Annotated in this window: 26 protein-coding genes and 2 tRNA genes; 22 read left to right on the forward strand and 6 right to left on the reverse strand. The window is 43.5% G+C overall.

Features of this window, described 5'->3' with window-relative positions; all coding sequences use genetic code 11:
- The first annotated feature begins 155 nt into the window (after positions 1-155).
- The 13 genes from lpdA to DK188_RS18725 all read left to right on the forward strand — a co-directional run bounded on the left by lpdA (position 156) and on the right by DK188_RS18725 (position 8,566).
- On the forward strand, positions 156-1,553 hold the full coding sequence (gene lpdA, locus DK188_RS18660; RefSeq protein WP_111672369.1) for a dihydrolipoyl dehydrogenase: 1,398 nt from the start codon (positions 156-158) through the stop codon (positions 1,551-1,553).
- An 81-nt stretch (positions 1,554-1,634) separates the two neighbouring features.
- Entirely contained in the window at positions 1,635-2,168 is a 534-nt protein-coding gene (locus DK188_RS18665; protein ID WP_111672370.1) for an RNA polymerase sigma factor, read from the forward strand.
- Complete coding sequence (locus DK188_RS18670; protein WP_111672371.1) at positions 2,168-3,001, forward strand: anti-sigma factor; 834 nt, start codon at positions 2,168-2,170, stop codon at positions 2,999-3,001. Before DK188_RS18665 ends, DK188_RS18670 begins: the two co-directional genes overlap by 1 nt.
- A 99-nt stretch (positions 3,002-3,100) precedes the next feature.
- Entirely contained in the window at positions 3,101-3,559 is a 459-nt protein-coding gene (locus tag DK188_RS18675) for a DUF2721 domain-containing protein (RefSeq protein ID WP_111672410.1), read from the forward strand.
- Entirely contained in the window at positions 3,552-4,511 is a 960-nt protein-coding gene (locus tag DK188_RS18680) for a glycerophosphodiester phosphodiesterase family protein (protein ID WP_111672411.1), read from the forward strand. The genes DK188_RS18675 and DK188_RS18680 overlap by 8 nt, the downstream gene beginning before the upstream one ends.
- Positions 4,501-5,514, forward strand: coding sequence for a threonine aldolase family protein (locus DK188_RS18685; RefSeq protein WP_111672372.1), 1,014 nt, complete (start codon positions 4,501-4,503; stop codon positions 5,512-5,514). Before DK188_RS18680 ends, DK188_RS18685 begins: the two co-directional genes overlap by 11 nt.
- 65 nt (positions 5,515-5,579) lie before the next feature.
- Positions 5,580-5,861 (forward strand): type II toxin-antitoxin system RelE/ParE family toxin, encoded by a 282-nt coding sequence (locus tag DK188_RS18690; RefSeq protein WP_111672373.1) that lies wholly within the window; start codon positions 5,580-5,582, stop codon positions 5,859-5,861.
- A 10-nt stretch (positions 5,862-5,871) separates the two neighbouring features.
- Positions 5,872-6,171 (forward strand): HigA family addiction module antitoxin, encoded by a 300-nt coding sequence (locus DK188_RS18695; RefSeq protein ID WP_111672374.1) that lies wholly within the window; start codon positions 5,872-5,874, stop codon positions 6,169-6,171.
- Between the two features lie 145 nt (positions 6,172-6,316).
- The gene (locus DK188_RS18700; RefSeq protein WP_111672375.1) at positions 6,317-7,579 is read left to right on the forward strand and encodes a replication-associated recombination protein A; all 1,263 of its coding nucleotides are present in this window, start codon (positions 6,317-6,319) and stop codon (positions 7,577-7,579) included.
- Positions 7,580-7,737: 158 nt separating this feature from the next.
- Positions 7,738-7,812, forward strand: a tRNA-Val gene (locus tag DK188_RS18705).
- A gap of 18 nt (positions 7,813-7,830) precedes the next feature.
- Positions 7,831-7,908 (forward strand) — tRNA-Val (locus tag DK188_RS18710).
- 90 nt (positions 7,909-7,998) lie between these two features.
- Positions 7,999-8,202 carry a GIY-YIG nuclease family protein gene (locus DK188_RS18715; protein WP_317046883.1) on the forward strand — a complete coding sequence of 68 codons (204 nt, stop codon included), beginning with the start codon at positions 7,999-8,001 and terminating at the stop codon, positions 8,200-8,202.
- A gap of 109 nt (positions 8,203-8,311) precedes the next feature.
- Complete coding sequence (locus DK188_RS18725; RefSeq protein WP_111672377.1) at positions 8,312-8,566, forward strand: GIY-YIG nuclease family protein; 255 nt, start codon at positions 8,312-8,314, stop codon at positions 8,564-8,566.
- 197 nt (positions 8,567-8,763) lie between these two features.
- Here the strand turns inward: DK188_RS18725 and DK188_RS18730 are convergent, their stop codons facing one another.
- Positions 8,764-10,590 carry a TonB-dependent receptor gene (locus DK188_RS18730; protein ID WP_111672412.1) on the reverse strand — a complete coding sequence of 609 codons (1,827 nt, stop codon included), beginning with the start codon at positions 10,588-10,590 and terminating at the stop codon, positions 8,764-8,766.
- A gap of 163 nt (positions 10,591-10,753) precedes the next feature.
- Here DK188_RS18730 and DK188_RS18735 point away from each other — a divergent pair, with 163 nt between their 5' ends.
- Positions 10,754-12,700, forward strand: coding sequence for a M1 family metallopeptidase (locus DK188_RS18735; protein WP_394335854.1), 1,947 nt, complete (start codon positions 10,754-10,756; stop codon positions 12,698-12,700).
- Between the two features lie 232 nt (positions 12,701-12,932).
- Here the strand turns inward: DK188_RS18735 and DK188_RS18740 are convergent, their stop codons facing one another.
- Complete coding sequence (locus DK188_RS18740) at positions 12,933-14,033, reverse strand: trans-sulfuration enzyme family protein (protein ID WP_111672379.1); 1,101 nt, start codon at positions 14,031-14,033, stop codon at positions 12,933-12,935.
- Between the two features lie 75 nt (positions 14,034-14,108).
- Positions 14,109-14,591, reverse strand: coding sequence for a DUF4293 domain-containing protein (locus DK188_RS18745; RefSeq protein ID WP_111672413.1), 483 nt, complete (start codon positions 14,589-14,591; stop codon positions 14,109-14,111).
- A gap of 53 nt (positions 14,592-14,644) precedes the next feature.
- On the opposite strand from DK188_RS18745, the gene truA reads away from it, so the two are divergent.
- From truA to hemE, 6 genes are all read left to right on the forward strand, one after another.
- Positions 14,645-15,454, forward strand: coding sequence for a tRNA pseudouridine(38-40) synthase TruA (truA, locus tag DK188_RS18750; protein WP_232825769.1), 810 nt, complete (start codon positions 14,645-14,647; stop codon positions 15,452-15,454).
- A 6-nt stretch (positions 15,455-15,460) separates the two neighbouring features.
- The gene (locus tag DK188_RS18755) at positions 15,461-17,233 is read left to right on the forward strand and encodes an ABC transporter ATP-binding protein (protein WP_111672380.1); all 1,773 of its coding nucleotides are present in this window, start codon (positions 15,461-15,463) and stop codon (positions 17,231-17,233) included.
- A 36-nt stretch (positions 17,234-17,269) separates the two neighbouring features.
- A complete protein-coding gene (locus tag DK188_RS18760) occupies positions 17,270-17,854 on the forward strand; it encodes a hypothetical protein (RefSeq protein ID WP_232825770.1) in 585 nt (194 codons plus the stop codon).
- Between the two features lie 2 nt (positions 17,855-17,856).
- A complete protein-coding gene (locus tag DK188_RS18765) occupies positions 17,857-18,369 on the forward strand; it encodes a hypothetical protein (protein WP_111672382.1) in 513 nt (170 codons plus the stop codon).
- Between the two features lie 72 nt (positions 18,370-18,441).
- The gene (locus tag DK188_RS18770) at positions 18,442-19,011 is read left to right on the forward strand and encodes a collagen-like triple helix repeat-containing protein (RefSeq protein WP_111672383.1); all 570 of its coding nucleotides are present in this window, start codon (positions 18,442-18,444) and stop codon (positions 19,009-19,011) included.
- Positions 19,012-19,116: 105 nt separating this feature from the next.
- The gene (gene hemE / locus DK188_RS18775) at positions 19,117-20,142 is read left to right on the forward strand and encodes a uroporphyrinogen decarboxylase (RefSeq protein WP_111672384.1); all 1,026 of its coding nucleotides are present in this window, start codon (positions 19,117-19,119) and stop codon (positions 20,140-20,142) included.
- A 70-nt stretch (positions 20,143-20,212) separates the two neighbouring features.
- On the opposite strand, the gene DK188_RS18780 is transcribed toward hemE, so the two are convergent.
- Positions 20,213-21,022 carry an MOSC domain-containing protein gene (locus DK188_RS18780; protein WP_111672385.1) on the reverse strand — a complete coding sequence of 270 codons (810 nt, stop codon included), beginning with the start codon at positions 21,020-21,022 and terminating at the stop codon, positions 20,213-20,215.
- Positions 21,023-21,452: 430 nt separating this feature from the next.
- On the opposite strand from DK188_RS18780, the gene dnaK reads away from it, so the two are divergent.
- Positions 21,453-23,366: a molecular chaperone DnaK gene (gene dnaK, locus DK188_RS18785; protein WP_111672386.1), complete on the forward strand. Its 1,914-nt coding sequence runs from the start codon at positions 21,453-21,455 to the stop codon at positions 23,364-23,366.
- Positions 23,367-23,490: 124 nt separating this feature from the next.
- Positions 23,491-23,865 (forward strand): co-chaperone GroES, encoded by a 375-nt coding sequence (locus DK188_RS18790; protein ID WP_111672387.1) that lies wholly within the window; start codon positions 23,491-23,493, stop codon positions 23,863-23,865.
- Between the two features lie 32 nt (positions 23,866-23,897).
- On the opposite strand, the gene DK188_RS18795 is transcribed toward DK188_RS18790, so the two are convergent.
- Both DK188_RS18795 and DK188_RS18800 read right to left on the reverse strand, forming a co-directional pair.
- Entirely contained in the window at positions 23,898-24,260 is a 363-nt protein-coding gene (locus tag DK188_RS18795) for a hypothetical protein (protein ID WP_111672388.1), read from the reverse strand.
- 385 nt (positions 24,261-24,645) lie between these two features.
- On the reverse strand, positions 24,646-25,824 hold the full coding sequence (locus DK188_RS18800; protein ID WP_111672415.1) for a porin: 1,179 nt from the start codon (positions 25,822-25,824) through the stop codon (positions 24,646-24,648).
- Between the last annotated feature and the right edge of the window lie 12 nt (positions 25,825-25,836).

Here is a 25,836-nt window from a genome sequence, read left to right on the forward strand (position 1 = left end):
GTTTGAAGATTTGTTAAAATTTTCACCCAAAACGCATAAAATATTCAGTTTTAGCAGCTTTTGAATGTCAGCGCAACTCTGAATTCCGATTTTTTTCTGAAGCCAAAAGGCCTATTTTTGCAGAGTTTCAATTTGTAATCAAACAAGAATAAGATATGTCTTCGACAAAATTTGACTTGATCGTGCTGGGAAGTGGACCTGGAGGGTATGTAGCTGCGATTCGTGCTTCTCAACTCGGACTGAAAACTGCCATAGTAGAAGCTGCCGAGTTAGGCGGCATTTGCTTAAACTGGGGCTGCATTCCGACCAAAGCTTTGCTGAAAAGCGCACAGGTATTTGAGTACATCAACCATGCGGCCGATTATGGGATTTCGGTAAAAGGTGCAGATGCAGATTTTTCAGGAATGGTGAAAAGAAGCCGCGGTGTGGCAGATGGCATGAGCAAAGGCGTTCAGTTTTTGATGAAGAAAAACAAAATCGAAATCATCACAGGTTGGGGAAAAATCCAGCCCGGCAAAAAAGTTGAAGTTGCAGACAAAGAAGGCAAAAAGACTGTTTATGCAGCTGACCATATCATCATTGCCACAGGTGCACGCTCCAGAGAATTGCCATCCATGAAGATCGATGACAAGAAAATCATCGGCTATCGCAAGGCAATGACCCTGGAAAAGCAACCAAAAACCATGGTGGTGGTAGGTTCTGGAGCTATCGGAGTCGAGTTTGCTTATTTCTACAATTCCATAGGTACCAAAGTGACGATCGTAGAATTCATGGATCGCATCGTCCCTGTAGAAGACGTTGAAGTATCCAAAGCCTTGGAGAAAATCTACAAAAAGGCCGGCATGACTATCATGACTTCCTCCGAAGTGACCGCAGTGGATACTAAAGGGACAGGTTGCAAAGTGACTGTCAAAACCGCCAAAGGTGAAGAAACACTGGAATGCGATGTGGTACTTTCCGCAGCAGGCGTGGTTTCCAACTTGGAAAACATCGGTTTGGAAGATGTCGGAATCTTGGTAGAAAAAGGCAAAATTAAAGTAGACGAATATTACAAAACCAACATGCCAGGCTATTATGCTATCGGTGATGTGGTACCAGGTCCTGCATTGGCGCACGTGGCATCTGCCGAGGGAATTACTTGTGTGGAGAAAATCGCTGGCCATCATCCAGAACCAATCAATTACAACAACATCCCAGGCTGTACCTATTGCTCACCAGAAATTGCCTCTGTAGGTTATACCGAAGCCAAAGCTGTAGAAGCAGGCTATGAGGTAAAAGTGGGTAAGTTCCCATTCTCTGCTTCTGGAAAAGCTTCAGCAGCTGGCGCAAAAGAAGGATTTGTGAAATTGGTTTTTGACAAAAAATACGGAGAGCTTCTAGGAGCACACCTGATCGGGGCTAACGTAACAGAGATGATCGCTGAGATCGTAGCGATCCGAAAACTGGAAACTACCGGACATGAATTGATAAAAACAATTCACCCGCATCCAACCATGTCTGAGGCAATCATGGAGGCCGCAGCAGCAGCCTACGATGAAGTAATTCACCTTTAATTGAAAATAAATGAACTCCAAGCTTAAACATTCAGCTTGGAGTTCTATTTTTAAGCGTATTCCATTTCAACCCAAATACTTTTGCAGGAAGAACAACTCATCGAAGGCCTACGAGCCAGAGACCGGAAAACCACCGAATACCTTTATGAAAAGTATTCGCGTGCACTGTTTTCGGTGATTTCCAGAATCGTCTCCGACCAAGACATCGCAGAGGAGATTTTTCATGATGCTTTCATCAAAATCACCCGAAAGATCGACTCCTATGAAGAGTCAAAAGGCCGTTTATACACATGGATGGCCAATATTTGCCGCAATTCTGCCATTGATAAACTTCGCTCCAAAGAAATTTCTCAAGCCAGTAAGACCAACGGAATCGATGACTTCGTATATGGAATCGAAAGCCAGTCAGGAACTATGGAACAGGTAGAAGGGATAGGAGTCAAGGAGTTGATCAATAATCTCAATGAGGATCAACGATTCATTATCGATTACATTTATTTCAAAGGGTATACGCACTCGGAGGTCTCGGAGGAATTTGAAATCCCTCTTGGCACAGTCAAATCCCGCGTCAGGGCTGCACTTCAAGTATTAAAAAAGAACTTAGACAGAATCTAGTGGACATTCAATCATACATAGCATCAGGCAAACTTGAACTCTTCCTTTTGGGAGAGTTGACTGAGCGCGAGCGTGAGGAAGTCCTGACCCTGGCAAAAGCTTATCCTGAAATCCAAAAGGAATTGGATGAGCTGGAGGAAGCGATGTTTTCCTTTGACCATTTGACAGGACCGACACCCTCAAAAGAGATAAAGTCACGGATTTTCGAGAGTCTGGAATCAGACTTCAAAAAAGACCTGACAGGTACGGAAGAAAAAGTATCCGTGACAGCTCCCATCGACACCAAGGTGGTAAAACTTTCCCCATGGAAAGGTTTCGCGGTGGCCGCATCGCTGGTAGCAGTATTGGCAAGTACAGCAGCCATTTATTTTGCCGGCAAGTATTACGAGGTAGATGAGCAATTTACCGCTCTGCTTCAAGATCAGCAAGTGATGGCGGACAATCTGAATCAGGTCAAGCTGCAATACGAAGAAACAGACAATCGCTTGGATCGCTTGGTAGCGGGTGATTTTAAGCGTGTGGAGATGAAAGGAGAAGGCTTTGATATGCAAAAAGACGCCAAAGTGGATGTCTTCTGGGATCAAAGTAAGCAGGAAGTATTCGTGGCTGTGAATAATCTGAATTCACTCTCGGCAGAATTCGACTATCAGCTTTGGGCCATAGGCAAAGATGGTCCTGTCGGCATCGGTTTAGTCAATCCTGGAGAGAAATTTACGCTGCAACAGATGCAAGCAGTGGCAGAGGCGGGTGTTTTTGCCATCACCATCGAACCAAAAGGTGGTTCAAAAGCACCTACTCTGGAGAAATTGGTGGTACTGGGTGAGGTAGCCTAAAATTTAAAATTCTTGAAAAACTGAAGCCTGCTTTGAAAAGAGCAGGCTTTTTTAGTGTCTTTTGCTGAACTTACCGATTCAGAAAGCACTTCTCAAGTCATGGAATTACAACTCTCCACTCCTGCCCTGCTTTTTTCAGCCATTACCTTGTTGATGTTGGCGTTTACCAATCGATTTTTGGCGATAGCTACGCTAATTCGCGGACTGCACAAAAACTACCTCAAGGAACCCGATTCTACGCTGATCGTCGAGCAGATTCACAATCTCCGCCGGCGGCTGACACTCATCAAAAACATGCAGCTATTTGGAGTTTTCAGCTTTTTAATGTGCATCGTTTGTATGTATTTGCTGTTTCAAGGATATACTCAGGCTGCCAATTGGGTATTTGTAGCGAGCATGCTTTCCTTGCTGATTTCTTTAGCCATTTCCTTAATAGAAATTCAGATTTCAACAAAAGCGCTTAATCTCGAGCTTTCAGATATGGAGGAAATTTTTGAGAAGCGAAGAAGCAGCCTTGATATTTTCTTTAAAAAAGACCCCAAAAATGAAAATGAGTAAAAATTACCTTTGGTTTCCCTCCCTTTTAATTGGGCTGATTTCATGCAGTTCGCCACAATCCAATCAAAATCAAAATGAACTTGACATTTCAGAGACAAGTTCAAATAACATCCAAGTCAATACCATCAGCGATGCCGAGACTTTTTACGCTTGGACCACTGATCGAATTCCTATGGTATCCGCGCATCGAGGAGGTCCATATCCTGGTTTCCCCGAGAATGCCATCGAAACCTTCGCTAACGTTTTGACTTATACCCCAGCGATCATTGAACTCGATGTCGCGATGACCAAAGACTCTGTCTTGGTACTCATGCACGATGATGAGCTGGAGCGGACTACTACCGGAACTGGCAAAGTGAACGAAGTCACTTTTGAATACATTCAGAGTCTATTTTTGGAAGATAACGAAGGAAATCGGACTGAATTCAAGGTTCCAACTCTGGAAGAAGCCTTGGTTTGGTCAAAAGGAAAAGCCCTGCTTACCGTCGACATCAAGCGCTCTGTTCCCTATGAAAAGGTGATTGAAGAAGTCAGAACAACTGAATCTGAGGCGCATGCAGCTTTGATCACTTATTCCTTCGAAGCGGCCAAAAAACTTCATCTCATGGCTCCGGAACTTATGCTTTCGGTCACTATCAGGAATGAAGAAGAAATTGGCAGATTGCAAGAGGCGGGTATTCCCTGGAATCGGGTGATTGCCTTTACAGGCGTAGCCGAGCGGTCTGTAGAATTTAACAAAGCCATTCATGATAAAGGCGTGTTTACCATTCTAGGTGTTTTGGGCAACTTGGACAAGAGCGCTGCCGCTCGGGGAGATGAGCTCTATGTCAGTTTTGTCCAAAACGGAGCCGATATATTAGCTACCGATCGGCCTATTGAAGCTGCAAAAGCTATTCAGACCCTCGTCCCAAACACAAGTTCAAAAGCAAAATTTTTCACCCATGTTGATTGATCTGAGAAGTGACACGTTGACCCGGCCGACTCCGGGAATGAAGGATGCCATGTTTGCAGCCCCTGTAGGCGATGACGTGTTTGGCGAAGACCCTACCGTCAATGCACTTGAGGAGAAAATCGCACGACTGTTTGGGATGGAAGCAGCACTTTTCTGCCCTTCCGGCACCATGACCAACCAGATTGCGATTCGTCTCCATACCCGGATTCAGACAGAGGTAATTTGTCACCAATATTCACATATTTACCTCTATGAAGGAGGCGGGATCATGGCCAATTCCCATGCTTCTGTGAAGCTATTGCCAGGGGAACTGGGAAAAATCACTGCATCACAAATCGGCGAATCCATCAATCCCGACGATGTTCATGCTCCAGAGACTACGATGGTTTCATTGGAAAATACGATGAACAAAGGCGGAGGGAGCATTTATAAGCTGGATGAAATCAAGCCAATTCATGCTATATGCCAGGAAAAAGGAGTCAAACTTCATCTGGACGGGGCGAGATTGTTCAATGCCTTAGTGGAAACTGGAGAAAGTCCTGCCGATTGGGGAGCTCATTTTGACACGATCTCCATTTGTTTGAGCAAAGGTTTGGGTTGCCCGATAGGTTCTGTTTTACTCGGGTCAAAAGCTGCTATTAAGCAGGCGAGAAAAGTTCGGAAAGTTTTTGGAGGCGGGATGCGACAGGCGGGATTTCTGGCAGCTGCGGGCATTTATGCCTTGGATAATCAGGTGGAGCGACTGAAGGAAGATCATGTAAGAGCTAGAGAATTGGGAGATATGCTCAGCAAACTACCTGTGGTATCAGAGATTTTCCCTGTGGCTACCAATATTGTGATTGCCAGACTGGAGGGAACTACTCCTGAGGAATTCATGAAAAAACTGGCGGAGCAAAACATCAAATCCGTCAAGTTTGGTAAGGACCTCGTGCGATTTGTGACGCATTTGGATTTTGGGGACGATAACTTGGAGGAATTTGGGAAGAGGATTAGAGAAATTTGAAATTCGATATTTGAAATTTGAAATCAATTACTAACTTCAAGCGTTAGTATCGAAACACAGAACTAGTGATACTATCTTTTGGAGACAAGGAAACTGAGAAAGTTTGGAATGGAACCCGTTCGGCTAAACTCCCAAATGAAATTCAAGAAGTCGCAAGAAGAAAACTTAGGATGCTCAATAACTCTCAAAACATTAATGATTTAAGAATTCCTCCGTCAAATCATTTAGAAAAACTCTCTGGAAATTTATCTGGAAAGTTTAGTATACGCATTAATAAACAGTGGCGCATCATATTTACCTGGGAAGGCAATCAATCATTTGATGTTCAAATAGTAGATTATCATTGATATCAAAATAATGGAAAATCTTAAAAACATTCATCCTGGCGAAATTCTGTCGGAAGAATTCTTAAAACCGATGAAAGTCTCCGCTTACAGACTTGCCAAAGAAACTCATATTCCTCAAACTCGCATCTCTGAAATCATTCAGGGAAAAAGGAGGATTACAGCAGATTCAGCGTTGAGGTTTTCCAAATTTTTTGGTACTTCCCCGAAATTCTGGCTAGGGCTTCAGGATGATTTTGATCTTGAGGAAGAAAAAACTACCAAACAGACAGCGATTGACTCAATCACTCCATTCGATTACAATCAGGCCTAAAAAGGCCTTTTTTTTATTCTAATTTGCGCTCCTAAAACCAATTAACCCAATCTTGATTCTTTTCATTAAGTCCCTTTTCTTGCTACTAAAATCTAGCTATTTGATACTTTCTTGACTCTTGCTTCTAATCTCTTGTCTCTAAAAAATGAACCCCACTCCCCTAGCCGAACGCATGCGACCAACCCGATTGGAAGATCTGATCGGTCAGGCGCATTTATCTTCACCCAACTCGTTTTTGCACAAGGCGATCAAGTCGGGGAATGTACCATCGTTGATCCTTTGGGGTCCTCCAGGAGTAGGAAAAACCACTATTGCCAATATAATCGCCAACGAGATCAAAGCGCCATTCTACACCCTGAGTGCGATCAGTTCGGGCGTGAAAGACATTCGGGAAGTGATCGAAAAAGCACGATTTCAACAAGGCGTAGTTCTCTTTATCGACGAGATCCACCGGTTTAACAAATCTCAACAGGATGCCCTACTTGGTGCAGTAGAAAAAGGAACAATCCGATTGATTGGAGCGACTACCGAAAATCCTTCCTTTGAAATCAACGCAGCTTTGCTGTCCAGATGTCAAGTTTTTACGCTGAATGCTTTGGGAAAGCCTGAACTTGAAGCGATGATGTATCAGGCTTTAGAAAAGGATATTGATCTAAAGAAAATCACCGTTGAATTGAAGGAAATCGACGCCCTACTCCGAATCTCAGGCGGGGATGGCAGAAAACTTCTCAACCTCCTAGAAATCGTCATAGACGGAATAAACGAGAATCCTTGCCAAATCACAGATGAAATTGTGATGACAATCGCACAACAAAAAGTTGCGCTATATGACAAGTCAGGCGAGCAGCATTACGACATCATTTCGGCATTTATCAAATCGATTCGAGGTTCCGACCCCAATGCAGCAGTATATTGGCTCGCGCGGATGATCGAGGGTGGTGAAGACGTCAAATTCATCGCGAGAAGGCTGGTAATCCTATCCTCAGAAGACATTGGAAATGCAAATCCAAATGCACTGCTCTTGGCTACCAATTGCTTTGAGGCGGTCAAAATCATCGGCTATCCAGAGGCCAGAATCATCCTTTCCCAATGCGTCACTTATCTGGCGAGTTCGCCAAAAAGCAATGCCTCCTATTTGGCCATCAATAAGGCCCAAGCTTTGGTCCGTGAAAAGGGTGATTTATCCGTCCCTCTTCATCTCCGGAATGCTCCCACCAAGTTGATGAAAGACCTGAACTATGGCAAAGCCTACAAGTATTCCCATGACTTTCCGGGTAACTTTGTCGAGCAAGAGTTTTTACCCGATGAAATAAAAGGTACCAAGCTCTACGAACCGGGAGAAAACGCCCGGGAGCATGAGTTGAGAAAGTATCTTTCGGGAAAATGGAAGGGGAAATACGGGTATTGATTGATTAGAAATTTGAAGTTTGAAGTTTGAAATCCCTTTAGCATCGCAATGCACAAAAAATTAATTCTTCTCATTTTCAAATCATTGCAAACGAATCAAACATTTTATTTGCCAGTAAAAAATTAGAATCTACCTTTGCATTCCGTTTGATAAGCGACGGGAGTTTAGCTCAGCTGGTTCAGAGCATCTGCCTTACAAGCAGAGGGTCGGGGGTTCGAATCCCTCAACTCCCACATATTTTGAACTCAATCGGAAGTTTAGCTCAGCTGGTTCAGAGCATCTGCCTTACAAGCAGAGGGTCGGGGGTTCGAATCCCTCAACTTCCACCAAAGCCTCAGAAAAATCTGAGGCTTTTTTTATTTTTAGAGATGGCCTGTTCATTTTATATTCTTTTTTCAAAGTCAAAAGAGAAATACTATATGGGACATACTTGCGAGCAAATAAACGAAAGAATCAGAAAGCACAATTCAAACCATAAAGGCTTCACCGGAAGTGAAGCTGACTGGAAACTGGTTTTTATCGAAAATTTTCCAGATAAATCGAGTGCCTATGCCAGAGAAAGGGCTGTGAAATCATGGAAATCCCGAAAAAAGATTGAAGAGTTGATTTTGAAAAAAAACTAATTTAGCTGGTTTGACAGCATCCCGATGCAATCAGGAGGGTCGGGGGTTCGAATCCCTCAACTTCCACCAAAGCCTCAGAAAAATCTGAGGCTTTTTTTAATTTTTAGAGATGGCCTGTTCATTCTATATTCTTTTTTCAAAGTCAAAAGAGAAATACTATATGGGACATACTTGCGAGCAAATAAACCAAAGAATCAGAAAGCACAATTCAAACCATAAAGGCTTCACCGGAAGTGAAGCTGACTGGAAACTGGTTTTTATCGAAAATTTTCCAGATAAATCGAGTGCCTATGCCAGAGAAAGGGCTGTGAAATCATGGAAATCCCGAAAAAAGATTGAAGAGTTGATTTTGAAAAAAAACTAATTTAGTTGGTTTGACAGCATCCCGATGCAATCAGGAGGGTCGGGGGTTCGAATCCCTCAACTTCCACCAAAGCCTCAGAATAATCTGAGGCTTTTTTTATTTCCTTTTTTTAAAACCATGAAAACAAAAAATCGAATGCCATTTCTAGCATTCGATTTTTATTTATCTGCGTTCATCCGTGACATCTGTGAGAAAAACTATTCCAGATTCACCATAATCCCTGCCCTAAACCATCTTCCCGGCATTTGGACCGTACCAGCTTCGATATAGTCTGTGTTGGTGATATTCGATGCTTCCGCAAAGAACCCAAGTTTGCCCAAGCGATTGTAATCTACCCGCATATCCAGCAAGAAATAGGGATCCAGGCTGATTCGCTCCACGTAGCGCATTTTGGTATTCCATTCCACTTTTTCTCCTAATCCCACCAAAACTCCAGTAATCAATTGATTTCGCAAAGCGGTCAGCGCATAACGTGACTCCAAGCCCTCTTGGGTGGAAAAGTCCGCATCTATGAAATTATAGGAGAGCATCAACTCTTTCAACAGAACAGTTTTCCCATTGGGATTCACACGATAGTAAGCAGAAGCCTCCACTCCGTTAAATGTCACTTCATTGAAATTTTGTGGCTGCCAGGGCTCATCCGCACTGGTTCGAGTCCACTCGATCACACTTTCCGAGTATCGGTTGAAATACACCAGTTCTCCCCGCAAATTTGAATGGGACCATTTCCCTCCAAACTCAAATGATCTAGCCTGCTCTGGCTGCAAATCAGCATTTCCGATATTGGTTGGCCCTACATAATACAAGTCGGTGTAGGTAGGAATCCTAAAACTTGATCCGATGCCGGAATAAAGGCGAATGGATTTTGATGCTTGGAATCCAACTTCCAGGCCCGGAAAATGCTTCCATCCATATTCAGAATAGTAGTTGGAGTAGATTCCCGCGCGGATATCTGTCTTTTCTCCCAAGTTGACGAGTTGCTCCAGGAAAATTCCCGTCAAAGATCGCTCGTGATCACCAAGGTTATTGCTTTCGATCTGCTCTTTGCGCAGCTCCAGACCAAAACCAGTCACTCCGAACTTGCTCTTATAGCTCCCATTGGTCTCCAGCGCATAGACGTCCGAGGTGTGATTATTTTGAAAAAACTCGGGCTCATTTCTCCGCAGTCGATATTCATCCGTATTTCTTCTTCCGTAAAGTCGAGTTTGGAGAGAAAATACATCCGAATCATAGGAATGACTCAATGATGCAAGTGTAGTCTGGATGCTTTCCCACTGATCCGGAAAAGCGGAGGTATAAAATCCGTTGGCACCAAAAGTCCGATCAGTGTACGCAATCATCCCCCGAATCGAGTTTTTATCATTGAGATCCAGACCTCCTTCATAGAAAATGTTGCTCACCTGATAGTCAGAATTATACTGATGCCCGTTGGAATCATCGTAGGATACAGCAAGATTCTGCTTGTATTTCCCCAAAGGAAGTGATCCAGCCAGATTGATGCCTTTCATCCCAAAGTCACCCGCATAGCCTTGAAATCTCAGGCTACGGGTATCACTGAGGCTCGTGATGACATTGACCGCACCGGTATAGGCATTTTGACCAAAAATACGCGATGCGGGACCTTTCAGCACCTCCACCCGATCGATATTGACAAGTGGCACAGGGATATTCATCATATGATGCCCGGTCTGAGGATCACTGAGTTTGATCCCGTTGAGCAGCATAAGGGTCTGTTCAAAAGAGCCTCCACGAATCCCGATGTCTGCCTGGACCCCGGACACGCCCCGCTGTCTCACATCTATACCCGGAACAAAACTCAATACCTCCTGCAAACTTCTGGCTGGACTCAGCTCAATTTGCTGCTTGTCGACGAGGGAAATATTTCTGCTTTGTTTAGAAAATGGAATCTGAATCCGGTTTTCCTGAATGATCACTTCATCCAGATTTCTGGAAGTGGTATCTGTTTGGGCTTTAACTAAAACTGATACTGTGGCCAAACAGCTAAATAATAGTGCTTTTTTCATTAAATAGTAGGGTAATTTGGCCAAAGGTATGGCCGTTTCACTTCTACTTCCAACCTTGCTGGTCATCAAAAAATGTCAAAGTGAGGTTTTCTTTCTTATAAAATCATTCGTTCAAACGACCAATGTCCTTATTTTGTGGCCAAATAGAACGACTATGAGAAAAATGAATGTAGCCGGTTGGATGATGTCCTTCTTGCTTTTGACAGGAAGTATTTCAGGTTTTGCCCAGCAGGCAAAAGAAAACAACCAAAAAGAATTCGGGGAATTTCTGGACCGAAAGGGAAACAGCTATAGAAGTGCCTCCGGAAAGCCCGGCGAGGACTACTGGCAAAATGCTGCGGATTATCAGATCGAAGTCGCGTTAGATGATTCGACCCATATTCTCTCCGGAAAAGTCACCATCACCTACACCAACAACAGCCCGGAATCCTTGGATTTCATTTGGCTTCAATTAGAGCAAAACCGATTCACCCCCAATTCCAGAGGTACCCTGACCACTCCTGTGCAGGGCAATCGATACAACGGTGAAGTGGACGGAGGCTATGAGATCACCAATGTCATGGCCAAAGTAGGCACCAAAGGAGCCAATTCTTCGAAGCACCTGATCGAGGATACCCGAATGCAGGTTTGGTTTGCTGAACCGATTCCTGCAAAAGGTGGAAAAGCTTCTGTTTCCATGAATTTTTCTTTCAAAGTCCCGCAAAAAGGAATGGACCGAATGGGAAGATTGAAAGTGAAAGATGGTTGGATCTATGCTTTTGCGCAATGGTATCCTAAAGTGGCGGTATTTGACGATATCGAAGGCTGGAATGTAGAGCCTTACTTGGGTGCAGGTGAATTCTATTTGGAATATGGCAACTTCGATTACAAAGTCACCGTGCCCTATGACCACATCGTAGTTGGTTCAGGTAAGCTGATGAATCCGACCGAAGTCCTGAGTAAAGAATTGCAAAATCGCTTAGCAAAAGCTTCACAGAGCGACACTACAGTCTATCTAATCTCTCCTGAGGAAATCAAAAACACGCAATTGACCAGACCAAAGCAAGAGGGTACGGTTACATGGCACTTTAGAATTCAAAATTCGCGCGACGTGGCTTTTGCAACTTCTGACTCGTTCATCTGGGATGCAGCCCGAATCAATCTCCCCTCAGGGAAAACTATTTTGGCACAATCCACCTATCCCATGGAAAGCAACGGACAGGAGGCATGGAGTCGATCAACAGAATACAGCAAAGCTTCAATCGAATATTATTCAGAAAAATGGTTTGAGTTTCCCTACGAAACTGCAACTAACGTGGCAGCAGAAATTGGGGGCATGGAATACCCAGGCTTAAACTTCTGTCATTACAGATCCAAAGGCGAATCGCTTTGGGGTGTGACAGACCATGAGTTTGGACACAACTGGTTCCCTATGATCGTCGGAACGAATGAGCGTCGCTATGCCTGGATGGACGAAGGATTCAACACCTTCATCAACCACTACAGCTCCAATGCCTTCAACAATGGAGAATACCCTTCTAACTTGGTTCAGACCCGAAGATTCAATACTTATTTTCTTGGTGAAACCCGAGAGGGAATCGACAATTACCCCGACGTGGTCGACACCAGAAATCTAGGGATGGTGGCTTACATGAAGCCGGCCATAGGACTGATCATGCTTCGGGAATACATCCTTGACGCGGAACGATTTGACAATGCATTCAAATCCTACATCAAAACCTGGGCGTACAAGCATCCACAGCCAAACGACTTTTTCAATCACATGGAGAATGTTGCTGGTGAGAATCTGTCTTGGTTCTGGAAAGGTTGGTTTTACGGCAATGGAAACATTGACCTTGGAATCAGTTCGGTTCAACCCTATGGGGGAAATTTCCTGATCAATCTGGTAAACAAAGGGGATTTCCCTATGCCAGTTGTTTTGGAAATCGTCTATGAAGATGATAGCCAAGAACGAGTCAAACTTCCTGTGGAAATCTGGCAAAGAGGAGATTCTTGGTCATACCTTCATAAAACAGGTAAAAAAGTAAAATCAGTGGAAATCGACCCTGACAAAGTCATCACTGACATCAACCTCGGCAATGATCATTGGCCGGTAGAGGTTTACAAATAACAAAAAGGGCTCCCAAATCATGTGGGAGCCCTTTTTGTTAAAAAATTCTTCAATTATTTGAAGCTGTATGGCGGATTTCTTACCGGTAGATTAAAATGGCCTTATCTTAAAACGTTCACCGGATTTGAAGTCATCAAAGAGAGAGGAACACCGAGCTAAGTCGAGGTGAGATCATCTATAATTTGATAACTGACAGCATACCGGGAAATCAGTCATCTAAAGATCGAATCTTTCAATCTAAAGCCTGAGCCAAATCCTCCAGCAAATCATCGGTATGTTCGAGGCCTACGGATACGCGAAGGAGATTTTGTGGAGTTTTGGTATCTGGTCCCTCTACCGATGCTCGACGCTCAATGAGGCTTTCCACCCCTCCAAGACTTGTTGCATTGGCAAAAAAGCGGAGTTTGGAAACCACTTCATTCGCCCGCTCTGCATCACCTTTGACCATAAAGGAAACTATCCCGCCAAATCCACTCATTTGCGAAGCCGCTATTTGATGACCTGGATGAGACTTTAGCCCAGGATAAAAAACCTTTTCGACCTGTGGATGATTCAGTAGAAATTCAGCTAAGATCATCGCATGCTCAGCATGGCCTTTCATCCGATAAGCGAGCGTGCGAATACTTCTGCAAAGCAGGTAGCAATCCATCGGCGAAGGCACTGCCCCTCCTACCCGCTGGACGATCTTCACTTTTTCCCAGAAAGGATTCCTCTCCTTAGTGATCAATGCCCCTCCCAAAATATCAGAATGTCCCCCAAAATACTTGGTGCTGCTGTGCATGACAATGTCGGCTCCTAGCTCCAGTGGGTTTTGAAATACTGGCGTAGCAAAGGTATTGTCACAGGCCAGAATCGCTTGTTGAGCTTTTGCTAGCTCGGAGATTTTTCGGATATCCGTAATTTTCAAAAGTGGATTGGATGGTGTTTCTACCCAAAAGAGACGCGTATTTGGCCGAATTGCATTTTTCACCACCGCTATATCACTCATATCTACAAAGCTGACCTCCAAAACTCCTGCGAAAAGCTGTACCATGGAATTGTGCAAACCGTGGTACATATCATCCGGAGCAATGATATGGGAACCGGGCTCCAAAGCCTGAAATACGGCTGTTCCGGCAGCATTGCCTGAAGAAAATGCAGCTGCTTCGGCTCCTTTTTCCATGGCTGCAAGTAAATCTTCCAGCGCTTTTCGATTGGGATTGTCAGCTCGGGTATAAATCATTTCCCCGGCCCCGTGCTCAAATGTGGTACTGAGTGTGATCGGCTGCACTACTGGCTTGGCTGAGTCGGTAACTAGGTTTCCTTTATGAATGGTGAGTGTTTCGAATCGCATAGGAGAATTTTTATTTGAAGTAAGTTACAAAATGAGGCCAAAAAAAAGGCCAGTATTTGATTACTGGCCTAGGTTTTACCTGATTCGATCCACAGACCGCACCAAGGCTTCGTCCTTTCGGATAAATCGATTGGCGAGCATATTACAGACCATAGCTGCGAGAATCGACCAGAATCCGATCTGGTAGGATCCTGCCTCCTCTGCTTTGATCGCCTGATTGATGCCATTTGTGGTCAGAAACACAGTCGCCACTAGTCCAACCATGATCAGACTATTGATCATATTGAGCATCATCTGTCTGCCTCTGTTTTTATATTGAAAAATAGAAATCAAGGCCAATAAACCTGCAAAAGCCGCCAAAGCAGCAATGTACCACTTGGAGGAAGTTTGGGTCACTTCGCCAGAGGCATCCACATTGGACATCATGAACGCGGTAAGATTCCAAGAATCTCCATTACCCGAACCGGTAGCAAGCTGCTCCCAAAGTGGAGTGCCGATGGTTATCCCCATGGCTACTACTACAAGAAAAAGAAATATCGTCTGAATGCGCTGAATCATTTTTTTGCTGTTTTTTTTGGCAAAGAAAAGATCAAATCCAATCATAACCAAGGATGGAAAAGTCCCCTGAAGGATTTGGCAGGGAATTGTATCTTTGCAGCCGTATGAGTGAGACCAAGCGGTATTTTCTGGAATTGAGCTACAAGGGCACTCCATTTCACGGATGGCAGATCCAAAAAAATGCGTTTACAGTGCAGGAGTGTATAGAATCTGCGCTTAGTACCTATTTCAGACATCCAATTTACATTACAGGAAGTGGAAGAACAGACACGGGCGTACATGCAAGTATGCAGGTATGTCATTTTGATCTGACAGATGATAGGCCAGGTGAAAATTTCCTAAAGGCAATCAATGCGATTTTGCCAAAGGAGATATCCATTCATTCCATCCGCGAAGTCAAGCCGGATGCCAATGCCCGATTCAGTGCACGGAGACGTTCCTATGTGTACCAGCTAATTTTCAGAAAAAATCCTTTTCTCACGGACTTGGCTTGGCATAGTTTTCAATTCCCAGATGTTGAAAAAATGAATGAGGCTGCAAAAGCCCTGCTTCGTCATGAAGATTTTGAATGCTTCAGCAAAGTACACACCGAGGTCAATCACTTTCGCTGTGAAATTATTTCAGCGTATTGGGAACAAAAGGAGGACCGATTGTTATTTCATATAACCGCAAATCGTTTTTTGCGTGGGATGGTACGTGCAATTGTTGGAACTTTGATGGAAGTGGGACTTGGATTCAGAAAAGTCGACAGCATGGACGAACTAATTCAATCCAGAAACCGTGCCCTTGCCGGGAAAGCAGCACCTGCAAAGGGACTTTTCCTTAATCAAATCATTTATCCGGAAGACATCTACCTAGACTAAACAGCCTTGAGCTTAGAAAAAGAAAATGAATCGTCAGGCGAAATCGTCGACATGAAAGTACTGCGGCAGCTTTACTCCTTTGTAAAGCCGTACAAAGCGCAGTTTTACTTCTTGGTGTTTTTGACGATTGCCATGGCGATATTGGCGCCGACCCGACCGTATTACATTCAGATAGCTATAGATGACTATGTGGCCCTAGGAGATGAAGCAGGGCTTCTACGGATCATTTACATTCTGGTGGGATTGATGACATTGCAGGCCATCGTACAATGGGCCCACACGTACTATTCTGGCTGGATCGGTCAGGTGATCATCAAAGACATCAGGGTCAGACTGTATCAGCACTTGCTCAAGCTCCGACTGAAATTTTTTGACAATACGCCAATCGGCCGATTAGTCACCCGAAATGTCTCCGATATCGAAACCCTCGCCGACGTGTTCAGTGAAGGTTTGGCGGCGATTATCGGGGATTTACTGCAGATCATCACGATTTTGGGGGTGATGTTTTACATCGATTGGAAGCTTACCCTAGTGAGTTTGTGTACACTTCCCCTTTTGATTATTTCTACTTATGTATTCAAGGAAAAAATCAAAGTCACCTTCAACGACGTCCGAAACGCCGTTTCCAATCTGAATTCATTCCTCCAGGAACACATCACCGGGATGAATATTGTGCAGATATTTAACCGAGAGCAGCGGGAATTTGAAAAATTCAAAGACATCAACCGAGAGCACCGAACCGCACATATCCGCTCTGTTTTGTATTACTCGATTTACTTTCCTGTAGCTGAAATCATCCAAGCTATTGGGATCGGCCTGGTGGTTTGGTACGGTGCAGTCGGAGTTTTAGGACTTGAACTTCAGATTGGAGTTTTGATCTCCTTCATCATGTATTTGCAGCTTTTCTTCAGACCGATCCGACAGATCGCTGACCGATTCAATACCCTTCAGATGGGCGTGGTGAGTTCTTCCAGGATTTTTAAACTGTTGGCAAGTTCGGAAAACATAGCCAATGAAGGGAATCACAAACCGGAAAAAATCAAGGGCAATATCCGTCTGGAAAATGTCTGGTTTGCCTACGTGGACGAAGACTATGTGCTCAAAAACATCAATTTTGAAGTAAAATCAGGTGAAACTGTGGCGCTTGTAGGAGCCACCGGCGCTGGAAAATCATCCATTATCAATTTGATTTCGCGCTTTTATGAAATCAACCAAGGACAGATTTTCATCGATGGCACAGAGATCCGCGAATTTGAATTGGGTACTTTGCGCAAACACATTGGAGTCGTTTTGCAGGATGTTTTCCTTTTCTCTAACACCATATACCACAATATCACCCTGGGAAATCCATCAATTTCCAGAGAGCAAGTCCTGGAAGCAGCGGAAAATGTCGGTGCAAGAAAGTTTATTGAGCGACTACCCGGCGGGCTGGATTACAATGTAATGGAACGTGGCGCAACTTTGTCCGTTGGCCAACGACAACTCATTTCCTTCGTTAGAGCAATGGTGTATAATCCGGAAATTCTGATTTTGGATGAGGCAACTTCCTCAGTGGATAGCGAGACCGAAGAACTGATTCAGGAATCGACAGAAAAGATGATGAAAGGGCGAACTTCAATTGTGATCGCCCACCGACTTTCCACGATTCAAAAAGCCGACAAAATCATCGTCCTTCACAAAGGTGAAATCGTAGAAACTGGAACTCATGATTCATTGCTTGAGTTAGGTGGCTACTACACCCAACTGCATCAAATGCAACTCAAGATGATGGCGATTTGATTCCAGTGAACAAAACAAAACCAACTAATTACAATCGTGAAATACCGCATTTTATTCCTTCTCCTTTCCTTACCCATGTTGAGTCTTGCTCAAGAACGCGGTGCCGGAATCAGATTAGGCGAACCCCTTTCCCTTACTTACAAAGACTTTATCGAGGATTATCTCTCGTATGAAGTCATGCTTGGAGGAGCTGGAATCAATGGTTCGGATTACTACCGAAAGGATTTTGAAAACAATCCTCCTTCTTCGAATGCCTTCTACCAGGGCCATGCCGCAAGCCGGGGAGTTTCAATCAATTTCCGAATGGCGCTTCATGAAGACATTACGGATGTCTTCGACATTACACAGGGATATCTTTTGGGATATGGCGGTGCGGGTATCCAAGTCAGAACGACCAATGTTGATTATACTTACATCCAAAGTAATCCTGGACTTCCCGAAACGGTGTTGCGTGAAAAGCGAAACAATTTTGACCTAGGACCCGAAGTTTTTGCAGGTGCAGAATATTACTTTGACGAGACACCGATCAGTGTTTTTGTTGAAGTGGGGATGTTTCTGGAGCTAATTGACCGGATCAATCTGAAAGGTCAAGGTGGAGTCGGCGTACGCTATCTTTTCTAAAAATGAAAAAAATAAGTGTTATAGGGATCGCTATTTTGGCGGTTTTCTTCCTAGGCTATTTTGCTTTTGATCGTCTCGGAGGAAATAATCCAATCCAGGTTGAGCTGGTTGATGGACCTCCACCAAGTCTCGTAGGCCGATCTTTTACCGGGCAGCCACAGGATGAGGAACTAGTCAAAATCTTCAAATCTATCGAAACACTTCAATCCTTGCACCCTGGAAAGAAAATTCATACCATTTACTACCAAGAACCGGCTGGTAAACTGGACACCATGAAAGTATTTGTAGGACTGGACTTGCCATTTGCACCGGCGGAAATGGAATCAAAGACTTTTATAGAACGCAAATACCTTTTGGCAACTATTACAGGAAATCAATGGGTCATGCCAGGACCAAACAAGGTCAAATCCAAACTTGAGGAATCAGCAGAGGAATTAAACGTTTCATTATCAGGGATTTTTATTGACCGCATTGTCAGTGACACGATGGTTCAGGTGATTGCACCAATCCGCTAAACCAATCTTTTTTTTACTTTTCAAACCTTGGCATGAAACCTGCCGTGAAACCTGAAAACAAATCCAGATACTATGAGAAAACTTTCATCAATTTTTGGCTTGATCCTATTGATAGCATTTCAAGCATGTGAAGGTCCTGAAGGACCACAAGGTGTCCCAGGGCCTCAAGGGCCTCAGGGACTTCAAGGTGTACCTGGTGCACCTGGTGCACCTGGAGTAAACATTGTTGGTACCACCTATGAAGCAGAAGTTGATTTCACTGCAGAGGAAAACTGGGGTGTTGTATTGGATTTTCCCGAAGAATTAGTAGAAAGTGATGCAGTATTGACCTATATCCTATGGGATGTAGTGGACGAAAGACCGATCTGGAGAGCAGTTCCTCAAACCATCTTTTTCCCAGCAGGTCCCTTGGTATATAATTTTGACTTCTCCACAGTAGATATTCGGCTTTTTCTGGAAGGCACTGTGGATCCTGCTTCACTCGATGATGTGTGGACTCAAGGACAAATTTTTAGAATAGTAGTAGTCCCATCTGATTTCCCCGATGCTAAAATTGATTGGACAAACTATGAAGCGGTTACTAAACTGCTGGGTATTGAAGATTCTGATTTTCAAAAATTAGCACCGAAAAAGAAGAATTAATTTCATAAGCGAACTCTTTGGCTAAGCAAGGCTCGGGATTCCGGGCCTTGCTTTTTTATTTTTGGGCAATCCATCCAAAAATAATTTGGTTCTTATCTTTGCGCCATGCAACTCAAAAATGATTTGCTGCTACGGGCAGCGAGAGGTGAAAAGACAGAGCGAACCCCTGTATGGTTGATGCGTCAAGCCGGCCGGATACTCCCTGAATATCGGGCAGTTCGTGATTCCGTAAGCGGCTTCATAGAACTCGCGCAAACTCCCGAGCTGGCAGCTGAGGTGACCATTCAGCCGGTGGATATTTTGGATGTAGATGCAGCGATCATTTTTTCAGATATTTTGGTCATCCCGGAAGCGATGGGATTGCCTTATGAAATGGTCGAAAAACGTGGTCCATGGTTTCCTCAAACTGTAAGAAGCCAATCAGACTTGAAAAAACTTCGGGTGGCCGATGGCGACAATGACTTAAAATATGTGCTGGATGCGATCCAAATCACCAAAAAAGCACTGAACGGAAGAGTCCCACTCATCGGATTTGCCGGGGCTCCATGGACGATATTTGCCTACATGGTCGAAGGAAGTGGCAGCAAGACCTTTTCCAAATCCCGGGAAATGCTCTATCGAGATCCAGTTTTCTCTCATAAGCTGCTCCAACTTATTACCGATTCGACGATCAATTACCTCAAAGCCCAAATTCGTGCTGGAGCAGACTTGGTCCAGCTATTTGACAGTTGGGCGGGGATTTTAGGTCCAAAGCAGTATCAGGAATTTTCATTGAATTATATCTCACAAATCTGTGATGCGATTACAGAAGTTCCTGTCACTGTTTTTGCCAAAGGCGCATTTTTCGCCAGAGAAGAAATGGGACAGCTTAATTGTGAAACGATCGGACTCGACTGGAACATGGGAATCGCTGAATCAAGACGACTAGTCGGAGAAGACAAAACCCTACAGGGAAATCTAGATCCTGCAGCGCTCTATGGCAATCCGGATCAGGTTCGTGCAGCTACAATCGAAATGATGGAGCAGTTCCGAGGATCTCGTCACATTGCCAATCTTGGTCATGGAGTTTACCCTGACATCGATCCGGAAATGGTGAAGGTATTTATTCAGACCGTCAAAGAATTTAAATAAAACGATACACGAAGTCCAAAAAAAGCTGTTCAGATCAATTCGAGCAGCTTTTTTGTGCCTAAAAGCCGAATCAATCCAGAATCTGGATTTCATCTCCGATTTTTATCCTTCCGTGTTGAAGGGCAACTACATTTTGCCCGAAATACACTTTGTTATTGATTGTGCGATAGCTTGAGAGTGTTTTCAGTGGTTCTTTTCCCTTTTCACCCGAATCTTGATCGACCGTGATCATTACACAGCGGGCGCAGGGCTTAACAATTTGAAACTGAACCTCACCTATTTTGACTTTGCGAAGCGAATCTTCCAAAAACGGAGTTCCCCCTGAAAACACAATATTTGGACGGAAGCGATCCATAGGAATCGGCACCTCGAGCCTAGAATTTAAGTCATTTAATGACTCTTGTCCTATGAGGAGATACGGCATCCCATCTGCAAAACTCACAGATTCCCCTTGAACTGCATATCGTGGATCTACCTTTCTGTGGGAATCTTCCGGCATGATCATCAGTTTGGCCTCAATCCCCAGAAAATCAGAAAACCACCGATTGATCTCGGGACTCACCTCTTTACCAACCACGCGATCATCCCAAATAGTCACCCATAATTCTGGGCCTATAGCCAGATTTAATGGGATATTGACTGCTCTTGAAGGCTCCTTTTTATGGAAAACAGTCAAATCCTCTCTTCCCAAAATAACAGCCAAGTGTGCCAAGTGAGGATGAGATCGCTGGGAGATAAAAACTCCTTGATGATCCACTAACATCCATCTTCTGTCATACTGGAAGCCTTTTTCTTCCACTAGCCCCTCTATCTGGCGAATGCCGCCGAGCGACTTGATCGGATAAATGAAGATATCCTGAACCACTAGTTTCTTTTCCATCAATCAAAAATAAGAGAAATCAGCGGGGCGGCTAAGCCGTGAAAAACAAATTTTGAATCCCGACTGATTTGAACAAATCAGCAAGATCCATGGAAAAATGTAGATTTCGGGTAAAATATAGGACTACCAATCCCAACAAAAGGACTAAGAGCCATTTGGCCCGGTCACGGCTCAGGGGAGAAGAAAAAAGTCGCATCACTTCATAGATGCAGTAGATAGAATTGAGGTTGCATTTTAAAACTGATGGTGGGAAAACCTGCCAAAAACGGAAGCTTGTTTTCTCAGAAAAGTGACAATTCGATTTTTATTTCAGAAGAGGAATGGCAGTTTGACTGACAATCTGACACCAAAATGCAGATTTTCTCCAGTGGCACATCCCTTGAAGAACGAGGAATGTACAATTAATGCAACTAGCTAAATCTACATAATCATGGGAAAAATTATAGGCATTGACTTGGGTACCACCAACTCCTGCGTAGCCGTAATGGAGGGTAATGAGCCCGTAGTCATCCAAAACAGCGAAGGAAGAAGAACCACTCCATCTATTGTGGCTTTTCTTGATAATGGAAACGGTGAGCGTAAAGTAGGAGATCCTGCAAAGCGGCAAGCCATTACCAACCCTGCAAACACTATTTCTTCAGTAAAACGATTCATGGGAAAGAAATTCTCTGAAGTTTCCGCTGAAAAAAAGCATGCATCTTACAAAGTCGAACAAGGAACAAATGATACCGTAGTCGTAAAAATCGGCGACAGATCGTACACTCCGCAGGAACTTTCTGCAATGATCCTTCAGAAGATGAAGAGCACTGCCGAAGACTTCTTGGGTCAAACAGTAACTGAAGCTGTCATCACTGTTCCTGCATATTTCAATGACGCAGAACGTCAGGCAACCAAAGAAGCCGGACAAATCGCGGGGCTTGAAGTGAAGCGAATCATCAACGAGCCGACAGCAGCAGCTTTGGCTTACGGGATGGATAAGAAGCACCAAGACATGAAAATCGCTGTGTATGACCTTGGTGGTGGTACATTCGATATTTCAATTCTTGAATTAGGTGATGGAGTATTCGAAGTAAAATCTACCAACGGTGACGTGCACTTGGGTGGTGATGACTTTGACCAAGTGATCATTGATTGGTTGGCAAACGAATTCCAGACTGAAGAGTCCATCGATCTGAGAAAAGATCCTATGGCGCTTCAGCGTCTAAAGGAAGCAGCCGAGAAAGCAAAAATCGAGCTTTCAAGCTCTGCTTCTACTGAAATCAACCTTCCATACATCACGGCTACTCAGACTGGTCCAAAGCACTTGGTAAGACAGTTGAGCAGAGCGAAGTTTGAGCAATTATCAGAATCTCTGGTGAAGCGATCCATGGATCCATGTATCAAGGCATTGAAAGACGCAGGTCTCAGTGCTTCTGATATCGATGAAGTAATTCTTGTCGGAGGATCTACCCGAATTCCTAGAATTCAGGAAGAAGTGGAGAAATTCTTCGGAAAGAAACCATCCAAAGGTGTAAACCCTGATGAGGTTGTAGCAATCGGTGCTGCCATTCAAGGTGGTGTTTTGACCGGTGAAGTGAAAGATGTCCTTCTTTTGGATGTGACTCCACTTTCATTGGGAATCGAAACCATGGGCGGTGTATTTACAAAATTGATCGAATCCAACACGACAATTCCTACCAAGAAGTCAGAAGTGTTCTCTACCGCGGTGGACAATCAGCCAGCAGTGGATATCCATGTACTTCAGGGAGAGAGACCTTTGTCAAAAGACAACAGATCAATCGGTAGATTCCAACTTTCTGACATCCCGCCGGCACCAAGAGGTGTACCTCAGATCGAAGTGACCTTCGATATTGATGCGAACGGTATTCTGAATGTATCCGCAAAAGACAAAGGAACTGGCAAAGAGCAGAAGATTAAGATCGAAGCTTCTTCTGGACTTTCTCAGGACGACATTGAGCGAATGAAGCGTGAAGCAGAAGCAAATGCTTCATCCGATAAGGCTGAAAAAGAAAAAATCGAAAAGCTGAACCAAGCTGACAGTTTGATTTTCCAAACTGAAAAACAACTGAAAGAATACGGTGAAAAGCTTTCTGATGGAAACAAAGCGAATATCGGCGCTGCCTTAGAAGCCTTGAAATCTGCTCACGGGTCTAAAAACATCGAAGGCGTAGATGCTGCGATGGAAAGCTTGAACAAAGCTTGGGAAGGTGCATCTCAGGAAATGTACAACGCAACCCAAGGTGCAGGTGCTCAACCAGGACCTGATGCAGGTACTGCGGAAAGCACTTCCGGTGACGGAGTGTCAGATGTAGACTATGAAGAAGTAAGCGAGGACAAAAAATAATCCGCGCTGAAACAAGATTTCCTCGGTGACGGAATCGTTCTGACACCGCTTATATCAAAAGCCAAGAATCGAGATTTCAGGATCAAGACTCTTGGCTTTTTCCTTCTCTAAAAAATCACACAACATGCAACTTACTGCTGAAAATAAATTGAAGAAACTCATCGTAGTGGGTGATCGGGTTCTAATCCGCCTGAAAAAACCAAATGAAAAAACCGGCTCGGGACTCTATCTTCCTCCAGGTGTGCAAGAAAAGGAGAAGGTCCAACAAGGCTATATCATTAAAGCTGGTCCCGGCTATCCGATTCCAATGCCTGTAGAGGACAGTGAGCCCTGGATGGATCAAGAGGAAAAAGTCAAATATGTTCCCCTCCAAGCAAAAGAAGGAGATTTGGCGATATTTCTGCTTTCAGGGTCTCATGAGGTAATTTACGAAGGAGAAAAATACTTTATCGTGTCGCAGGGGGCCATCTTAATGCTGGAACGAGAAACCGAACTATAAAAATTAAGCCCGGAAGTACCGGGCTTTTGTATTTAATGAAACCAACCTTTTTTCGGTCTCATTGATTTTGGTTTTTCATAAACTGCCTTGGTATCCACTTTGGCAGGTTTTTTATCCCAAGGATTGCTATTTTTCGCTTTCAGTCCTTTAGGATTGTCGATAGTTTCTCTAAAGCCAACCTTTAATTTAGTTGTTGGTTTGGCCATCCAGACCTCAGTATTTTTAGCTAATGGTCCTTTGACAGTGACTGGGCTTGATTCGTGAACTAACGTGATCTTTGGTCCTTGAATAGTTCCTGCCGGTGCGTTTTTAAATTTGGGGCCCATGAGCATTTCTTGAGAATAACAAAGCGTAGAAAAGGCCAGAGCAGAGATAAACAGGGTCAACTTTTTCATGTGATTTTTATTAAGTTAAATGCCACATGGAATCTTACTTGGATATTCACAATCTCTACGAGTGATACGAATATCAAGCTCGATTTCATAGCTGTACATTTGGGTTCGTACAAAACTATACAGATTTTCGAACTTGAATGTTTCAGGATTCAGTTGATTTAGATCAATTTAATTAAAAAAAAGAAATATTATTCTTATTTTAAAATGGAATCAATTCAAAACCACACATAATTTCAATCCTGAAAAAATGAAATCACATCAATTTGTGTCAGAATTGATTGTTTTGAAATCTGATTTAGAGATTTTTTACACAAAAAATAAAAAACCGAGGTGAAATTCACCCCGGCTTTAATTTAACAATAGACCCTGTTTAAATTTTCAATAGTTAGAAAGCAAATACTGCCGCAAAAAGGAATGATGCAAGGCCTTTACTTCCATTAAGATCTTTATTCACAAAGAATTCTTCTTTCATACTATCCACTCTCAACTCAGGAATCAATGTCAGATTACCACCTACTTTGATGTTTCCGGAGAGTGTGGCAGCAAAAACGCCACCATCTCCCGTAATTGGATCCAAACCAACAACTCCTTCTAAACCAGTATTAAAAACACTGAAGTACTCTCCACGGATTCCAATACCGAAATTCTCTGAAGGCTTGGCTTGCAAATATCCCGCAAAACCATAAAAGCCTGCTGCATCTCCATCCAAATCCTGAATATCCGAACCTGTAAATACTTCTCCTGAGCTTGTGGTATTATAAGTTGTATTGATTCCCGCATAGAATTTGTCCGAAAGGTCAAAACCAGTAGTCAAATCCACTTGAAAAGTCTTACCCAATGAAGACTGATCTGTGATTAAGGTACCGTCATTTTCCAGTGTGCCATCCTGATCACCATACACGAAGTTCAAATAGGTACTTCCGGCGTCGGTAGAATAGCCTAATTGAGCACCAAGAGTATAAGTTCCGTTAAGGTTAAATTCAGTCATATCAGTAGGGTTCATTACAGCTGCCAAGAATGAAAACTTATCAGACAATTGGAAATTAGCCTTGATTCCAGTATGGGAAAAAGGCCCATATGAAAACATATAAGAAGTCGAGTAATTGAAATTAGCTGTCGGGGAAATCACTTCATAACCCAAGAAAGTATTAAAGTTCCCCAATGTCAATGTGACTTTGTCAGATACATTCCAATAGACATAAAGTTGATTCAATATCTGTGAACTTCCTGCCATGCCACCTGCATATAGAGGTGATCCAAATACTGCGTCTTCACCCCTAGGTCCAAAAACCAGATCTGCTACGGCACCTACTTTTTTGCCCTCGTAGGTTGCAATAATATTAGCCATACCCAATGAAAATCCTGGGAGATTGCCAAATGAAGATGCAGGAGCTTGGAAATTTTCTCCTTTGTTAGGAGCATTAAAATTAGTCCGGAAATAGGCATCAATAGAGCCAGAGAGTGTCAAAGAGCCAGTTTCTTCCTCAGTAGTCTCTTCTTGAGCATAAGCAACTTGATAGGTGGACAATGCCACACATAGTATTAGTAGGAATAAGTTTTTCATTTTAATTTTGAA

Source organism: Algoriphagus litoralis (assembly GCF_003259255.1).
GTDB classification, from domain to species: Bacteria; Bacteroidota; Bacteroidia; order Cytophagales; family Cyclobacteriaceae; genus Algoriphagus; species Algoriphagus litoralis.

What these genes read in the sequence shown, in the direction of transcription:
- lpdA (WP_111672369.1), top strand. Translation starts at nt 156, where the DNA reads ATGTCTTCGACAAAATTTGACTTGATCGTGCTGGGAAGTGGACCTGGA.
- DK188_RS18675 (WP_111672410.1), top strand. Translation starts at nt 3,101, where the DNA reads ATGGAATTACAACTCTCCACTCCTGCCCTGCTTTTTTCAGCCATTACC.
- DK188_RS18680 (WP_111672411.1), top strand. Translation starts at nt 3,552, where the DNA reads ATGAGTAAAAATTACCTTTGGTTTCCCTCCCTTTTAATTGGGCTGATT.
- DK188_RS18685 (WP_111672372.1), top strand. Translation starts at nt 4,501, where the DNA reads ATGTTGATTGATCTGAGAAGTGACACGTTGACCCGGCCGACTCCGGGA.
- DK188_RS18695 (WP_111672374.1), top strand. Translation starts at nt 5,872, where the DNA reads ATGGAAAATCTTAAAAACATTCATCCTGGCGAAATTCTGTCGGAAGAA.
- DK188_RS18700 (WP_111672375.1), top strand. Translation starts at nt 6,317, where the DNA reads ATGAACCCCACTCCCCTAGCCGAACGCATGCGACCAACCCGATTGGAA.
- DK188_RS18715 (WP_317046883.1), top strand. Translation starts at nt 7,999, where the DNA reads ATGGGACATACTTGCGAGCAAATAAACGAAAGAATCAGAAAGCACAAT.
- DK188_RS18725 (WP_111672377.1), top strand. Translation starts at nt 8,312, where the DNA reads ATGGCCTGTTCATTCTATATTCTTTTTTCAAAGTCAAAAGAGAAATAC.
- DK188_RS18730 (WP_111672412.1), bottom strand. Translation starts at nt 10,590, where the DNA reads ATGAAAAAAGCACTATTATTTAGCTGTTTGGCCACAGTATCAGTTTTA.
- DK188_RS18735 (WP_394335854.1), top strand. Translation starts at nt 10,754, where the DNA reads ATGAATGTAGCCGGTTGGATGATGTCCTTCTTGCTTTTGACAGGAAGT.
- DK188_RS18740 (WP_111672379.1), bottom strand. Translation starts at nt 14,033, where the DNA reads ATGCGATTCGAAACACTCACCATTCATAAAGGAAACCTAGTTACCGAC.
- DK188_RS18745 (WP_111672413.1), bottom strand. Translation starts at nt 14,591, where the DNA reads ATGATTCAGCGCATTCAGACGATATTTCTTTTTCTTGTAGTAGTAGCC.
- truA (WP_232825769.1), top strand. Translation starts at nt 14,645, where the DNA reads ATGGAAAAGTCCCCTGAAGGATTTGGCAGGGAATTGTATCTTTGCAGC.
- DK188_RS18765 (WP_111672382.1), top strand. Translation starts at nt 17,857, where the DNA reads ATGAAAAAAATAAGTGTTATAGGGATCGCTATTTTGGCGGTTTTCTTC.
- DK188_RS18770 (WP_111672383.1), top strand. Translation starts at nt 18,442, where the DNA reads ATGAGAAAACTTTCATCAATTTTTGGCTTGATCCTATTGATAGCATTT.
- hemE (WP_111672384.1), top strand. Translation starts at nt 19,117, where the DNA reads ATGCAACTCAAAAATGATTTGCTGCTACGGGCAGCGAGAGGTGAAAAG.
- DK188_RS18780 (WP_111672385.1), bottom strand. Translation starts at nt 21,022, where the DNA reads ATGGAAAAGAAACTAGTGGTTCAGGATATCTTCATTTATCCGATCAAG.
- dnaK (WP_111672386.1), top strand. Translation starts at nt 21,453, where the DNA reads ATGGGAAAAATTATAGGCATTGACTTGGGTACCACCAACTCCTGCGTA.
- DK188_RS18790 (WP_111672387.1), top strand. Translation starts at nt 23,491, where the DNA reads ATGCAACTTACTGCTGAAAATAAATTGAAGAAACTCATCGTAGTGGGT.
- DK188_RS18795 (WP_111672388.1), bottom strand. Translation starts at nt 24,260, where the DNA reads ATGAAAAAGTTGACCCTGTTTATCTCTGCTCTGGCCTTTTCTACGCTT.
- DK188_RS18800 (WP_111672415.1), bottom strand. Translation starts at nt 25,824, where the DNA reads ATGAAAAACTTATTCCTACTAATACTATGTGTGGCATTGTCCACCTAT.